Annotated in this window: 12 protein-coding genes; 6 read left to right on the plus strand and 6 right to left on the minus strand. The window is 39.0% G+C overall.

Features of this window, described 5'->3' with window-relative positions:
- Nucleotides 1-27 precede the first annotated feature (27 nt).
- The 3 genes from R2S57_RS12650 (at nucleotide 28) to R2S57_RS12660 (ending at nucleotide 3,710) form a co-directional block, all read left to right on the plus strand.
- Nucleotides 28-1,905 (plus strand): 7TM diverse intracellular signaling domain-containing protein, encoded by a 1,878-nt coding sequence (locus R2S57_RS12650; protein WP_316845314.1) that lies wholly within the window; start codon nucleotides 28-30, stop codon nucleotides 1,903-1,905.
- Nucleotides 1,905-2,555, plus strand: coding sequence for a response regulator transcription factor (locus tag R2S57_RS12655; protein ID WP_316845315.1), 651 nt, complete (start codon nucleotides 1,905-1,907; stop codon nucleotides 2,553-2,555). The genes R2S57_RS12650 and R2S57_RS12655 overlap by 1 nt, the downstream gene beginning before the upstream one ends.
- Nucleotides 2,556-2,633: 78 nt before the next feature.
- A complete protein-coding gene (locus R2S57_RS12660; RefSeq protein ID WP_316845316.1) occupies nucleotides 2,634-3,710 on the plus strand; it encodes a ketoacyl-ACP synthase III in 1,077 nt (358 codons plus the stop codon).
- Here the strand turns inward: R2S57_RS12660 and R2S57_RS12665 are convergent.
- The 5 genes from R2S57_RS12665 to R2S57_RS12685 form a co-directional block, all read right to left on the minus strand.
- Complete coding sequence (locus R2S57_RS12665; protein WP_316845317.1) at nucleotides 3,707-5,194, minus strand: tetratricopeptide repeat protein; 1,488 nt, start codon at nucleotides 5,192-5,194, stop codon at nucleotides 3,707-3,709. The genes R2S57_RS12660 and R2S57_RS12665 overlap by 4 nt on opposite strands.
- A gap of 172 nt (nucleotides 5,195-5,366) precedes the next feature.
- Nucleotides 5,367-6,110, minus strand: a complete 744-nt coding sequence (locus R2S57_RS12670; protein WP_316845318.1) for a zinc ribbon domain-containing protein — start codon at nucleotides 6,108-6,110, stop codon at nucleotides 5,367-5,369.
- On the minus strand, nucleotides 6,110-7,207 hold the full coding sequence (locus R2S57_RS12675; protein WP_316845319.1) for a Nif3-like dinuclear metal center hexameric protein: 1,098 nt from the start codon (nucleotides 7,205-7,207) through the stop codon (nucleotides 6,110-6,112). Before R2S57_RS12675 ends, R2S57_RS12670 begins: the two co-directional genes overlap by 1 nt.
- Nucleotides 7,208-7,550: 343 nt before the next feature.
- On the minus strand, nucleotides 7,551-7,919 hold the full coding sequence (locus tag R2S57_RS12680; protein WP_316845320.1) for a TM2 domain-containing protein: 369 nt from the start codon (nucleotides 7,917-7,919) through the stop codon (nucleotides 7,551-7,553).
- Between the two features lie 5 nt (nucleotides 7,920-7,924).
- The gene (locus R2S57_RS12685) at nucleotides 7,925-8,227 is read right to left on the minus strand and encodes a DUF2752 domain-containing protein (protein WP_316845321.1); all 303 of its coding nucleotides are present in this window, start codon (nucleotides 8,225-8,227) and stop codon (nucleotides 7,925-7,927) included.
- 309 nt (nucleotides 8,228-8,536) lie between these two features.
- Here R2S57_RS12685 and mfd point away from each other — a divergent pair, with 309 nt between their 5' ends.
- The 3 genes from mfd (at nucleotide 8,537) to R2S57_RS12700 (ending at nucleotide 13,324) form a co-directional block, all read left to right on the plus strand.
- Nucleotides 8,537-11,875 carry a transcription-repair coupling factor gene (gene mfd, locus R2S57_RS12690; protein ID WP_316845322.1) on the plus strand — a complete coding sequence of 1,113 codons (3,339 nt, stop codon included), beginning with the start codon at nucleotides 8,537-8,539 and terminating at the stop codon, nucleotides 11,873-11,875.
- 145 nt (nucleotides 11,876-12,020) lie between these two features.
- Complete coding sequence (locus R2S57_RS12695) at nucleotides 12,021-13,103, plus strand: ATP-binding protein (RefSeq protein ID WP_316845323.1); 1,083 nt, start codon at nucleotides 12,021-12,023, stop codon at nucleotides 13,101-13,103.
- On the plus strand, nucleotides 13,103-13,324 hold the full coding sequence (locus R2S57_RS12700; protein WP_316845324.1) for a DUF3820 family protein: 222 nt from the start codon (nucleotides 13,103-13,105) through the stop codon (nucleotides 13,322-13,324). Before R2S57_RS12695 ends, R2S57_RS12700 begins: the two co-directional genes overlap by 1 nt.
- Nucleotides 13,325-13,673: 349 nt before the next feature.
- Here the strand turns inward: R2S57_RS12700 and R2S57_RS12705 are convergent, their stop codons facing one another.
- Complete coding sequence (locus R2S57_RS12705; RefSeq protein WP_316845325.1) at nucleotides 13,674-14,390, minus strand: DsbA family oxidoreductase; 717 nt, start codon at nucleotides 14,388-14,390, stop codon at nucleotides 13,674-13,676.
- Nucleotide 14,391 lies beyond the last annotated feature (1 nt).

The following is a 14,391-nucleotide window of genomic DNA, read 5'->3' on the forward strand; positions in this document are numbered from 1 at the left end:
TCAATATTACCGCTAATCCGCTCATCCATGAATAAATTTTTCTTGTTATTCCTATTTTTTCTGAATGCAGCTGGGCAATGTTTTGCGCAGCAGGGTAATCCGATATTGATTGACACGGCCAAAAAATTCAATATTAGCAAACACGGTTATTTTTATGAGGATAAGAACTTAAACCTGAGCATCGATTCTATTGTAAAATATAAAAAGGCCAACAAATTAACCCCATTAAAACCGGGCAAAGTTTTTAGCAAAGGTTATTCCCAGTCTTATTATTGGGTCGCTTTTGATATTGAAAACACCTTAAATCAATCCGTTCATTTGATGTTTAAGGAACAGAGCTCGAGCATTAACCAGCTTCAGCTGTTTAAAGTTGATGAAAACGGGAAAAAAAATGCTTTAGGCTTAACAGGAGATCATTTCCCTTTTAAACAGCGCCCTTACCGCAACAGAAGTTTTATTTATCCCTTGGTGCTTGCGCCTCATGAAAAAGCCACTTTTTATTTGTGGGCCGATAAACGCGGGCAAAATATGTACATGCCAATGTCTATCGGGCGTGATATTGACATTATTCAGGCTGAAATTCCACAGCATACGCTTTTTGGATTTTATACCGGGATTTTTGTATTTGCAGTAATCTTTAACCTGTTATTGTATGTGTCTGTAAGGGATAATATTCACTTATATTACGCGATTTACATTTTTTGTACCCTGATTTTTATCCTGGAAGAGGAGGGTTTGGCTTTTCAGTGGTTTTACCCAAACCTGCCGGGACTGCAGGATTATATGCGGTTGATTATGGCTTCGCTGAGCTGTGGGCTGTTGATTCAGGTGATGCAGCTCTTTGTCAATCAAAACCGATCCAATAGCCGGTTGTACCGCTTTACCAACTACTACAAACGATTTTGCTGGGCCATGTCTGTCCTCCCTGTATTGATGTTGTTTAAATCGTTCATCATTCTGGAAAAAACAGTTTTTTACATCAATAACTTTTTGGCGCTCCTCACCGTAATTGTCATTATCATTTGTGTGATCGAAAGGATTAGGGCAGGCTATAAACTGGGCTGGTACTATTTTATTGCAACGGTGATGCTGTTATTTGGGGTTTTCAATTATGTTTTTAACACCCTTGGACTAACCAATTTTAACCTGCTAAAACCAAATGGCCTGGTGGTGGGCTTAACGGCCGAAATTATATTCCTATCCTTTGCGTTAACACAACGCTACAATTTTCTAAAAAAGGAAAAAGAAATCCTGCTCGAAGAAAAGAGCAAACACCAGGTGGATCTTGCCGACGGTATTTTTAATGCCCAGGAGGATGAACGCACCCGCTTGGCGCGCGATTTACATGATGATTTAGGCGGTACGCTTTCGATCATTAAATTAAATATTACGGCTTTTCAGCACAAGGTTTTAAATCTTACTGAAAAGGAGCGTGTATTTTACGATCAAACCATTGGCATGATCGAAAAGGCCTGTGCTGATTTGAGGGAAATATCGCACAATTTAATGCCAAAGAACTTTGAACAGTTTGGTTTAATTGAAACGCTGAACGAACATTTTAGCACCCTGAACCATTCGGGTAAAATTGCCTTTGAATTCGTTTTCCAGGTAGAGCATCCCATCGAAAGCTCCATGGAAATTACGATCTACCGTATTGTTAACGAGCTGGTAAATAACATTATCAGACACTCTTTTGCTTCAAAAGCCACCATTCAAATTCTATTATTCGACGAAAGAATCAATATCATGGCCGAAGATAATGGCATCGGCTTTAATCCCGATACCGATAAAAAAGGATTAGGCATTCAGAATATTCTGTCGAGGGTGAACTATATGAATGGAAAAATTCAGGTCGACAGTAACCAAAATGGCACAACTACAACTATTGATATTCCACTGAAATAATGGACGCGATTGAAGAAAAAACCATCACGTTAATGATCGCAGATGATCATAAACTATTTGCTGAAGGATTATCGGCCATCCTGTGTGAGCAACCAAATTTTAAAGTAATCGGAACGGCATCAAACGGAAAGGAAATTTTGCATCTGTTAAACCATCAACTGCCGGATATTTTAATCCTCGATTTAAATATGCCCGTTCTTGATGGCGAAATTGCCGCTGAAAAAATCCGACAACTGTTCCCATCAGTAAAAATAATGGTACTATCAATGTATTATACGGTTAAATTGGCCACAAAGCTAGAGGGCATTGGGGTTAAGGCCTACATTCAAAAGGATACTGATGCTGAAACGCTATTTAAAATTATTGCTGATTTACAAAAGGGTGAAAAATATTTCCAGAAAGTAAAACCAGATATTCAATCAGGTTCGATCTTTGATGATGATCATTTCCAAAAAAGTCATAACTTAACCGCCAGGGAAATGGAAATTTTGAAATTGATCAGCGAAGACTATACCTCACAACAAATCGCCCAGAAATTATTTATAGCTTTAAACACGGTAGATACACACCGCAAAAACATGGCACAGAAGCTAAATGTAACCGGGAAAGCAGGTTTATTAAAATTTGCACTTGAAAATAAGCCGCGGTAAAAATTAATTTATTTTCGATTCTCGATTATAATTGATATTTTTATACTACATACCGTTTTAGTATGCGGTATTATAATTATGAGCAGAGCAATAAATACGGTAATTACCGGAACCGGGAGTTATATTCCTCAAAATATTATTTCAGGTAATGAATTCTTAAATTCGACGTTTTTTGAGAATGGAAGTCTATTGGAGAAAGAGAATTCGGAGATCATTCATAAATTTTCTGAAATTACCGAGATCGTGGAAAGGCGTTATGTTTGCCCCGAGCAATTAAGTAATCATATTGGTGCTAAGGCCGCGGAAAAAGCCATAGAAAATGCCGGCATTGATAAAGAAACATTAGATTATATTATCTTCTGCCATAATTTTGGCGATATTCCTTTGGGCAGCAACCGCACCGATGTTTTACCATCCCTGGCTTCGAAGGTCAAACAACAATTGGGTATTCAAAATCCTGATTGTGTAGCTTATGATCTTATTTTTGGTTGCCCAGGATGGGTTCAGGGTGCAATACAAGCCGATTACTATATTAAAAGTGGTGATGCCAAACGTGTGATGGTTATTGGTGCGGAAACTTTAAGCCGTATTATCGATGTACATGATCGCGACAGCATGATTTTTTCGGATGGAGCAGGTGCTGTAATTTTCGAGGCAGAAGAGTCCGAAGAAAAAAGAGGCATTTTAGCACATAAAACTGAAACGCATGCTGTAAACCATGGCAACCTGTTAATCATGGGAAAAAGCTCCCATCCTGAAGAAACCAATGGAAACATGTACTTAAAAATGAACGGACGTAAGCTCTACGAGTTTGCGGTAATTCAGGTGCCTCAAGTCATTAAAAAAGCCATTGATAAAGCAGGATTAGACGTTAAGGATATCAATATTGTATTTGTTCACCAGGCCAACGGCAAAATGGATACCGCCATCATGAAACGTTTATTCAAACTTTATGGCAAAGATACAGTGCCTGAAAATTTAGTCCCAATGACGATTTCGTGGTTGGGAAATAGTTCGGTGGCAACCGTCCCAACCTTATTGGACCTGGTTTTAAAAGAGCAGGTAGAGGGATATAAAGTTAAAGCGGGTGATGTTGCTGTTTTTGCATCAGTAGGAGCGGGCATGCACATTAATGCTTTTGTACACCGCTTTTAATTCGCCAATCTTTTTAATCCGGCTTTTGCCTGGCTTTCAATACTGCTTTCAAACTCATGATTTTTCATGGAAATGGCCGTATTGAAAGCCTCTTTTGCTTTTACCTCATTTTTCCTTCTCTCGTAAACCTTGCCCATTTGCAGGGCTGCGTTTGCCGCAAAATAATATTTGAGATTTTTCCCTTCATTAATCGTTTCCTGATAAGCGGCAAGGGCCTGATCATCCTTCCCTAAATCATCGTAAATTCTGCCCAGGCGGTAATTTAATTCCGTTTTGTCTTTATCACTGGCATAATCACCTGCTTTCTTATTATCGAGTAGCTGTAAAGCCTTGTTTAAATACCCCCCATCAAACAAAAGCCTGGCTTTTAAAAGATCAATTGTAGGCATTCCGCCAGCAGCTTCACTCTTTGCCTGTTTGTCTTTTTCCACATAGGTATAACCATTGTTAACAGCCTTGGCTGCAAATGCCGTATAACCTGCTTTATCTCCTTTCAGAAAGGCGATCCAGCCCAGGTGAAGATAAGTATCCTTCATAAAATTAACACCCTTGGTGGTCTGCAAAAAGCGGTTAAAGTAGGTTGCCGCATTGAGATCTAACTTATTCAGATGCGCAATACCTTCCAGGTAATCGAGATAAGGAAAAGGCTGATAAACGCCTCCATTGGGCCGCTTTGCAAGAATGGAGATGGCCTCTTCACTATGCCCGTTTTTGATGCACACATAACTCTGCAAATAGCTCTTTAACAAACTTGTATCGGCAATCCTTTCGGTATATTTTATCGTTTTGGCATAAGCCTGCGAACTATGCGCCACATCGGTTAACACATAAGCATAATAAAATACCACCTCTTCGTAAAATGGCTCGTATGATGATTTCGGCAGGTTATCGGCTAATTTCTCGAACATGTTCAGTCCGTTTTGCAGATTGCCTTTAATGCCAAAAGTAGAAAGTGCGGTTTTAAGCGCTCCATCAGGAAGATTTCCCAAAACGGCATTGATCAGCCCTAAGCCTTTAAGGTTAAGGTGAAAATTTGGAAATTTCTTACTGTTCTCCTGTAAAAGACTGTTTGCTTTTTTAACCTCCATTGCTGCGTTAAAATATTCGCCAAAACGGCCGCGGATCAACGCCCATTGTAGATTGATCTCTGCCTGAGCATATAAATAGTAGGGCGAATTTTTATCATCATCGCTGATCTGATCTAACCGCGCAGATTTATTGCCTTTCAACCGGTCGAAATCGGCTTTGCTCTCTGAAGTGAGCACTGTAAAGTAATCTACATAGTTTTCCAACAGCGGAATAATGGAATTATTGGGATGCTGCTTTTTTTCGGTAGAAATATACGCCTTTGCATTACCCAACTTAAGTTCAAAGATACTTTTATAGGCATTTAGGCAATTGCTATTAAAATCAAAGTTTGCAAATGAAAACAAAGGAGAAATGAGCAGGGCAGAAGTTATAAAAAAACGGAAGCTTTTATTCATTCGGGATGTATTTCGGTTTGGTTCTGTGCGTTGCACAACAAATTTTCACATGGAAAACAAATATCTACATTAAACGCTAAAAACGTACTCTTGTTTTGCGTAAACAAAAATAGCTGTAAACAAAAAACGTCCCGATAAAATCGGGACGTTTTAATAATTCTTTAGCTATAAACTATGCTTCTGCTACTTCATGAGTTAAAGCCTCATCAACCAAAATACGGCCACAGTGCTCGCAAACGATAATTTTTTTACGTTGACGGATATCTAACTGGCGTTGAGGTGGAATCTGGTTAAAACAACCTGAGCAAGAATCGCGGTCGATCGTTACTACAGCCAAACCGTTGATTGCATTTTTGCGCAAACGTTTGTAAGCAACCAATAAACGCTCATCAATTTGAGGCTCCGCTTTATCCGCTTTCTTTTGTAAATCTTGCTCTTCTTTTTCAGTTTCAGCAGTAATTACATCCAATTCGCCTTTTTTAACTTCTAAATCTTTCTTTCTGCCATCTAATTCGCCTTTTGCAGCTTCATAGATTTCAGTTTTAGAAGTGATTTCGAAACCATGTTCTTTAATTTTCTTTTCAGATACCTGGATATCTAAACCTTGAATCTCAATTTCTTTCGTTAAAGCATCGTATTCACGGTTGTTTTTAACTTCTTTTAATTGAGTATCGTATCTTTTGATGGCCGCTTGGGCATCTTTAATTGTATTTTTACGGGTTACGATTGAATCCTCAAGATCATCAAGTTCACCTTTGATTTTTGCAATTCTAGTTTCTAATCCTAAAACGTCATCCTCAAGATCGGCAACTTCCATTGGTAATTCGCCACGTACCTGACGGATCTTATCAATTTTTGTGTGGATATTTTGTAATTCGTATAAAGCCTTTAGCTTTTGTTCTACGGTTTGTTCCATTAAAACAAGTAATTTATGGGGTTTGTATTTTGCTCCGTTAAACGGATTGCAAAGTTAGTAAATTTTTTCTGAATAATTTCAAGCAATAAATTTGAGGTAAATTGTTCAGTTTCAAAGTGTCCGATGTCGGCAATGATCAGTTTTTCCTCTGCATCAAAAAACTCATGATATTTAAAATCTGCTGTAATAAAAGCATCTGCTCCAGCAGCAATAGCCTCTTTTAAAAGGAAGCTCCCTGAGCCTCCGCAAACGGCCACTTTTTTAATCCTTTTGCCAATTACCTCGGTATGCCTAACCACCTTGGTCTGCATCCTATCCTTTACCAGGTGTAAAAAATCGTAGGCATCCATATCGTATTCCAGCCAGCCCACCATGCCCGAGCCCACCAATTGATGTTTATTTTCTAGTTTATAAATATCATAAGCAACTTCTTCATAAGGATGGTTTTCGAACAATGCAACCAAAATTTTCCGCTCGGCCTGCGTGGGGTATACCATTTCAATACGCACTTCATCTTCGCGATGGCGTACGCCTTTTTCTCCCACAAAAGGATCTGAATCTTCATTGCCCTTAAATGTACCAAAACCATCTGCATTGAAACTGCACTCGCTATAATTCCCAATATTGCCTGCACCGGCATAAAATAATGCCGATCGCAATTGCTCGGCTTGTGCCTGCGGGCAATATGTAACCAATTTTTTTAAAAGTCCTGTTTTTGGTGAAAGTACTTTGGTTCCTGTTAAACCCAGCTGCTCGCAGATTCTTGCGTTTACGCCTGTGTGGATACTATCGAGATTGGTATGAATGGCATAAAGGGCAATATTATTCCTGATTGCTTTTAACACCACGCGCTCAACATAGTTTTTACCGTTAAGTTTTTTTAAGCCCTTAAAAACAATAGGATGGTGAGTAATAATCAGATTACAACCTGTTGAAATCGCTTCATCCACAATTTTCTCTACACAATCTAAAGCTACTAAAGCCCCTCGGATTTCCATATTCGGATCGCCAACAATTAAACCAGAATTATCATAATCTTCCTGATAATTTAAAGGCGCTATGCTTTCTAAGTAATTGGTAATTTCAGCTAATTTCATCCGATAAATATAAATAAAGCTCGCAGGTTTCGAAAATTTGCTCAGCTAAATTGATCCTAAACATTAATTATACCTCAACTTAGATGTACTCAGGCGGCTTAGGTAGCCAATATATTTTGGAAAGCAGGGTTCGTTGCGCTTCGGAGGCGAAAGTCCTGCTATCGCTTCAAGTCCTCACTCATTCCTTCGCTCCGAGCTTTACGCTTTATCAGGTTTATTTAACAAGGTCTATAGTCCTTAGCTAAAATTAAAACCTGCGAGGTCTGGAAATCCAACAAAAAGTCCGTCCCGATGTAAACCGAAACGGACCTATGTATTTGATGAAGCATATTAAAAAAGCTGCCTATTGAAAGCCGCCCATTCTCACCATTTGCAAGCTTTCGAAAACCATTTTCTGATTGTGCTCAAAAGCGAGGGTTTTGTGGTTTACCACATCGATAATCGATCCGATAAAACATAAACCTGCAGTTACCAGGTATAAAATACCCATCCCGATCTGGCCGATAATAAACCTTTGCAAACCTGGAACGGCGAATAAACCGATTAAACAGAAAATTAGCATATCTGACGGATTTTTCCTTTTGCTGCTGTAAACCATTAAGAAGTTACGCAACTGTTGTTCGGTTAATCCGGTTGTGGCTTGTTGTAAGTATGAGTATTCCTCTGGTGTTATACCTGGTAACGACATTAGAGGTGATTGAAATATATCCATGGTTTCTATGTATTAGTGGTTGAAATTTTAAATCTTTTTTTATTCTTTATCAATGTGTATATCCTGTAAATTATAATCAAAAGTGCCGGAAACCCAAACCAATGTTCGGAAAAGCTTTCGGTAAACTCGCCATGTAAAATATGACTGATCGACCTGCCAATTCCGCATCCCGGACACCAATCCTCAAAACCTAAATTGGCTAGCGGACAAAGTGTAAAGTGATGCTCATGGCCATTCGCTGTTGCCAGTAATACTAAAGCTGCTACCCAGAAAAAAAGTTCTAGCGGAAAGCTTTTAATGTATTTCATCAGTTATCATTTATTTTCAATGGTGATGAAGCTATCATGATTTATTTTAAGTGTATTGGAAATCATGACGGTTTCATTGTTTCACTTTTTATATAATTTAGAGGCTACCAGGCTACCTTTGTTACATCAATTTGCCCTTAATCGACGAATGGGGGATATATTTCGACCAAACGAGTAATGCAATCTAAGAATATGATCCTTATTTCTTTTTCAGTTTTGAATTGTCGCCCGTAACCTAGCCAAAAATAGTTAAAAAAACCTTTACACAAATTGCGGGTTAATATTAAAAGATAAGCTTATTTTTGTGCCTTGAACATTCGCGATTTAATAAACAGATACAAAACCGACGATAGGGTAAGCCAATTTACCAAAGCGTTAAACAGCACCAAAAACCCAAAGATACAATTAAAGGGATTGGTGGGTTCGGCCGACGCTATTGTTGCACTTTCTTCTTATTTTCTATTACACAAACCCATCCTGTTTATTTTACCCGATAGGGAAGAAGCAGCATATTTTCAATCCGATCTGGAAAGTGTTTTAGACAAGCAGGTTTTACTGTTCCCGTCCTCATACCGCAAATCTTTTGATTTTACACAGGTGGATACGGCCAATGTGCTGGCCCGTGCGGAAGTATTGAACGAATTAAACCACGATTCTGAATACGGCAAAATTGTGGTTTCCTATCCGGAAGCTATTGCCGAAAAGGTAATCGACAGGTCTGCCCTGGAAAAAAACACCTTAGAAATAAGCCTTGGGGCTAAACTAGGTATCGATTTTATCAATGAATTTTTAATTGATTACGATTTCGACAGAAGAGACTTTGTTTACGAGCCTGGTCAGTTTTCCATCCGCGGTGGTATTGTAGATATATTTTCGTTCTCTTCTGATCTTCCATACCGCATCGAATTCTTTGGCGATGAGGTAGAAAGTATACGCAGTTTCGAAATTGAAAGCCAATTATCGGTCGAAGATGTTAAATCGTTAACCATTGTACCGAACGTTCAGGCGAAATTTTTAACCGAAAGCAATATCAGCATTCTCGATTATATCGATCAGGATACGCAGTTGTGGTTTAAGGATGTCGAATTTACCCTTGATATTATTAAGGCAGGTTTTAAAAAAGCTGTTGAACTTTGGAAAGCTTTATCTGTGGCAGATAAAACCCAAAACCCGGAGTGGATCGACCCTAAGTTTGCCTTTACAGACGAAAAATTATTAGGCGATCATCTTCAGGATTTCCCGCTTATTGAGTTTGGCAAGCAGTTTTTTTATAAAACGGATAACCGTTTCGAGTTTGAAACCAAACCACAGCCTTCATTTAATAAAGATTTTAATCTCCTGATCCATAATTTAAAGGAGAATGAAAAAGCAGGAATCGTTAATTTTATTTTTACCGACTCACCAAAACAGATCGAACGTTTATATGCCATTTTAGAGGATATTGATAAAACGGCCAAATTTACACCGATCAACAGTATGCTGCGTGAGGGCTTTATAGATCCTCAGATCCAGACTGCATTTTACACCGATCACCAGATTTTCGACCGGTATTATAAATACAAACTGAAAAAAGGCTATCAGAAAAGCCAGGCCATTACCTTAAAAGATCTCAGAGAATTAAAATCGGGCGATTATGTTACCCATATCGACCATGGGATCGGAAAATATGCCGGACTGGAAAAGGTTGAGGTAAACGGCAAAACCCAGGAAATGATCCGTTTAATTTATGCAGACAATGACCTGCTTTATGTAAACATCAATTCGTTAAACCGCATTGCAAAATATAGCGGCAAGGAAAGCGGTGTACCCAGAATGAATAAACTGGGTACCGATGCCTGGGACAAGCTTAAAAAAACCACTAAAAAAAAAGTTAAAGATATCGCCCGGGATTTGATCAAGCTTTATGCTTTGCGCAAAACCCAGGCTGGAACCGCATTTTCGCCAGATAGCTACCTACAAACCGAGTTAGAGGCCTCTTTTATTTATGAAGACACCCCCGATCAGTTAAAGGCCACGCAGGATGTGAAAAAGGACATGGAATCGCCACATCCAATGGATCGTTTGGTGTGTGGGGATGTGGGCTTCGGAAAAACAGAGATCGCGGTACGTGCAGCATTTAAAGCAGTAGCAGAGGGCAAACAGGCCGCCATACTGGTGCCTACAACTATTTTGGCTCTACAACATTTTAAAACCTTCTCCTCCCGGTTAAAAGATTTCCCGGTTACGGTAGATTACATCAACCGTTTTAAAACCAGTAAACAGATTAAAGATACCCTGGCCGAAGCTGCAGCCGGCAAGGTTGATATTTTGATCGGTACACACCGTTTATTGAGCAAGGATGTAAAGTTTAAGGATCTCGGCATCATGATTATTGATGAAGAACAGAAATTTGGTGTTACCGCAAAAGAAAGATTAAAAGCGGTGCGTGTAAATGTCGATACCTTGACACTTACGGCAACTCCCATTCCAAGAACCTTGCATTTTTCTTTAATGGGGGCAAGGGATTTATCCATCATCAGCACACCACCACCCAACCGCCAGCCGGTAAGCACCGAACTCCATGTTTTTAATGATAAATTGATCCAGGAAGCCGTTCAGTTCGAACTAGACCGAGGCGGACAGGTTTTCTTTATCCATAACCGCGTAAATGACTTAATGCAGCTGGGTGGCTTAATCCAGAAACTGGTTCCAAAGGCACGAATTGGTATCGCCCACGGAAAGTTAGATGGCGATCAACTGGAAGACGTAATGCTCGATTTCATCAATGGTGAAAAAGATGTTTTAGTCGCCACCACAATTATTGAAGCGGGTTTAGATATTCCAAATGCCAATACCATCATCATTAACCATGCGCACATGTTTGGTTTGAGCGATCTGCACCAAATGCGTGGCAGGGTAGGCCGGAGCAATAAAAAGGCTTTTTGTTATCTGCTTTCGCCTCCTTTATCTACCTTAACCTCCGAAGCGCGTAAACGACTAAGTGCTATTGAAGAGTTTTCTGATCTTGGCAGTGGTTTTAACGTAGCCATGCGCGATTTGGATATCCGTGGAAGTGGAAACTTATTGGGTGCCGAGCAAAGCGGATTCATTGCCGAAATCGGTTTCGAGATGTACCACAAAATATTGGATGAGGCCATTCAGGAATTAAAAGAGGCTGAATTTAAAGGCTTATTCGAAAATGAACCTGCCCGTCCGTTTGTAGGCTTTACACAGGTAGATACCGATCTTGAATTGTATATCCCTGATGCTTACATTACCAATATCACCGAGCGTTACAATTTATATACCGAACTTTCTAAACTCAATAACGAAGCTGAGCTTGCTATTTTCGAAAAACACTTGGCCGATCGTTTTGGTCCTGTTCCGCCACAGGTAAAAACCATGCTCAGCGTCGTGCGCTTACAATGGTTGGGCAAGAAATTAGGTTTCGAAAAAATCAGTTTCAAGAAAAATAGTTTACGCGGATATTTTTTAAGTGACAAACAATCCGCTTATTTCGATTCAAATACTTTTACCAAAATTTTAACTTTTGCACAGAACCACCCACGTATGTGCAATTTAAAAGAGGTAAAAAACACCTTAAGGATTGCTTTTGATAACGTAAGCACGGTTGAAGAAGCTATTCAAACTTTAGAGCTTATCGACTAAAAAACGTTAATTCAGTCAGTTCGTTGACTGAATTAACGTTAATTCAGTCAGTCTATTGACTGAATTAACGTTTTTTGCTATATTTGGCTAAATGGAAAGTCGAATCATTAGATCTTTACAGCCAATTATCCTCAGTAAGATTGGGATGAATAAAGTAATTCTTATTTTTGGTACCAGAAGGGTAGGAAAAACCTGGTTAGTAGAAAATATCATCAAAGATGCCAATATCCCTTATCTCTCTTTAAATGGAGAAGACCAGGATGTACAGGTATTATTATCTACACGAACTGCCGCCAATTATAAAAGAGTTTTAGGAGATGCCAAATTACTGGTTATTGATGAAGCCCAGGTTATTCCAGAAATTGGAAAAATATTAAAGTTGCTGATCGATACTTTTAAAGACCTAACCATCATTGCAAGTGGATCATCTACTTTTGATCTTTCGAACCAAACAGGTGAACCGCTAACTGGGCGAAGTTTAACCTATTACCTTTATCCTATCGCGCAGGTTGAGTTGGACAAGCAGGAAAATGCTTTACAAACCGCACAAAACCTCGAAGAGCGCTTAATTTTTGGATCGTACCCAGAATTATTCCATTTAAGTTCTTTGGCTGAAAAGGCACAATATTTAACTGAACTGGTTAAATCATACCTGTTAAAAGATATTCTGATGTACGAAAACATCCAGAATAGCACTAAATTATTGGAGTTATTAAAACTTATTGCTTACCAGGTGGGCTCAGAGGTTTCAATTGATGAAATTTCGCGCACTCTGGGTATCAGTAAAAACACTGTAGACCGTTATCTTGATTTACTTTCAAAGGTTTTCATCATCTATAAAGTTGGTGGATATAGTAATAACCTACGTAAAGAAATTACTAAATCTTCGAAATGGTACTTCTATGATAACGGCATCCGCAATGCGATAATTAATGATTTTAGGCTAATTGCACTTCGGAACGACCAGGGGCTTTTATGGGAAAATTACTGTTTTAGCGAGCGCATCAAAAAAATGGAGTATGAACAGCAAAATGCCTCTTATTACTTTTGGAGAACTTATGATCAACAGGAAATTGACCTTATAGAAGTTAAAAACGGTGAGATTTCAGCTACTGATTTTAAATGGGGCAATCAAAAAAAGAAAATACCTGGCTTTTTTGCTAAAAATTATCCTCAGGCACCCTTTTCTGTAATTAACAAAGAAAATTATTTAGATTTTATATTATAATGTTAGACCCCACCTTATTGCTCGATTTAGTGAAAATGCAAATGCCTTATGGAAAATATAAAGGTTATCTGATCTGCAATATCCCCGAAAGTTATCTGCTTTGGTATAAGGACAAAGGCTTCCCGAAAGGAAAATTGGGCGATTTATTGGCGACCATGTTTGAAATACGCGTGAATGGATTGGAATACCTGTTAACGCCTTTGAAAAATCAGCAGCGGTAAATCGAATAGAGTGGTAAATCGCCTCAAAGTATCGTCATTGTGAGAAGGCTTTTTCAGCCGACGAAGCAATCTTACAACGATCGCTACTAGCTTGCGCTTTAGGATTGCCTGCCTGCAGCAGGCAGGCTTCGTACCTCGCATCCGATAGCTATCGGATAACGACCGCTTTACTGCAATCCGTCAATAGTCGCGTAGTCGAAGGATCCCTTGTCACTCGTCCTCCTGAACTCGTTTTAGGACCCATTCCTAGAACCTACTCCAGCAGATGCTGACCACGAAGTAGCTATTAGGTCATTAAAACCGTAAAATGACTAATAAACCAAGTTCAGCAGGACGATTTTAAAAAAATCTAAATCTCACAACCGTTTTCATCACAAACGGCATCATTATTTTTATTTAATGACGTGAGTGTCGTTTTCGGTTGAGTTTCTTTCCACTCGGTAAAACTTTGGGTAAGTGCATCGGTAAAGGCCTGAACAGGTTGAGCACCAGAAACACCATATTTGCGGTCCATTACAAAATAAGGTACGCCGCGTATTCCTAAATTTTGACTTTCATAAATATCATAACGAACAGCTTCGGCAAATTCATTTCCATTTAAAACCGACTCAGCTTCTTCTTTATCTAAACCGATTTCTACAGCAAGCTCAACCAAAACATCGGTTTCGCCAATATTTTTACTATTTACAAAATGGGCTTCAAACAGTTTTTCTTCTGCTAAATCCTGAAGATTATGTTTTGCTGCCAGATGGATTAAACGGTGTGCATTAAAGGTATTGGCAGGGATATTCGTATCAAAATCCATAGTTAAACCTGCATTTGCAGCCATATCAATTACCTGTTTGGTCATCTGTTTGGCTTGCTCGATGGGCATTCCTTTACTACGCGAAAGGTAATCGTATACCGTTTCATTATTGGTATTGTGATATTCAGGATTGAGCTGGTAGCTCTTCCAGTCTACTTCAATTTCATTTTTAAACGGCAATTTTTCTATCGCCTGTTCAAAATGCCTTTTTCCGATATAGCAAAACGGACACATTACATCCGACCAGATTTCTACTTTCATA

It is taken from the genome of Pedobacter psychrodurus, from assembly GCF_032678585.1.
Lineage (GTDB): Bacteria > Bacteroidota > Bacteroidia > Sphingobacteriales > Sphingobacteriaceae > Pedobacter > Pedobacter psychrodurus_A.

What these genes read in the sequence shown, in the direction of transcription:
- R2S57_RS12695 (WP_316845323.1), top strand. Translation starts at nt 12,021, where the DNA reads ATGAATAAAGTAATTCTTATTTTTGGTACCAGAAGGGTAGGAAAAACC.
- R2S57_RS12685 (WP_316845321.1), bottom strand. Translation starts at nt 8,227, where the DNA reads ATGAAATACATTAAAAGCTTTCCGCTAGAACTTTTTTTCTGGGTAGCA.
- R2S57_RS12650 (WP_316845314.1), top strand. Translation starts at nt 28, where the DNA reads ATGAATAAATTTTTCTTGTTATTCCTATTTTTTCTGAATGCAGCTGGG.
- R2S57_RS12675 (WP_316845319.1), bottom strand. Translation starts at nt 7,207, where the DNA reads ATGAAATTAGCTGAAATTACCAATTACTTAGAAAGCATAGCGCCTTTA.
- R2S57_RS12665 (WP_316845317.1), bottom strand. Translation starts at nt 5,194, where the DNA reads ATGAATAAAAGCTTCCGTTTTTTTATAACTTCTGCCCTGCTCATTTCT.
- R2S57_RS12655 (WP_316845315.1), top strand. Translation starts at nt 1,905, where the DNA reads ATGGACGCGATTGAAGAAAAAACCATCACGTTAATGATCGCAGATGAT.
- R2S57_RS12705 (WP_316845325.1), bottom strand. Translation starts at nt 14,390, where the DNA reads ATGAAAGTAGAAATCTGGTCGGATGTAATGTGTCCGTTTTGCTATATC.
- R2S57_RS12670 (WP_316845318.1), bottom strand. Translation starts at nt 6,110, where the DNA reads ATGGAACAAACCGTAGAACAAAAGCTAAAGGCTTTATACGAATTACAA.
- R2S57_RS12680 (WP_316845320.1), bottom strand. Translation starts at nt 7,919, where the DNA reads ATGGATATATTTCAATCACCTCTAATGTCGTTACCAGGTATAACACCA.
- R2S57_RS12700 (WP_316845324.1), top strand. Translation starts at nt 13,103, where the DNA reads ATGTTAGACCCCACCTTATTGCTCGATTTAGTGAAAATGCAAATGCCT.
- R2S57_RS12660 (WP_316845316.1), top strand. Translation starts at nt 2,634, where the DNA reads ATGAGCAGAGCAATAAATACGGTAATTACCGGAACCGGGAGTTATATT.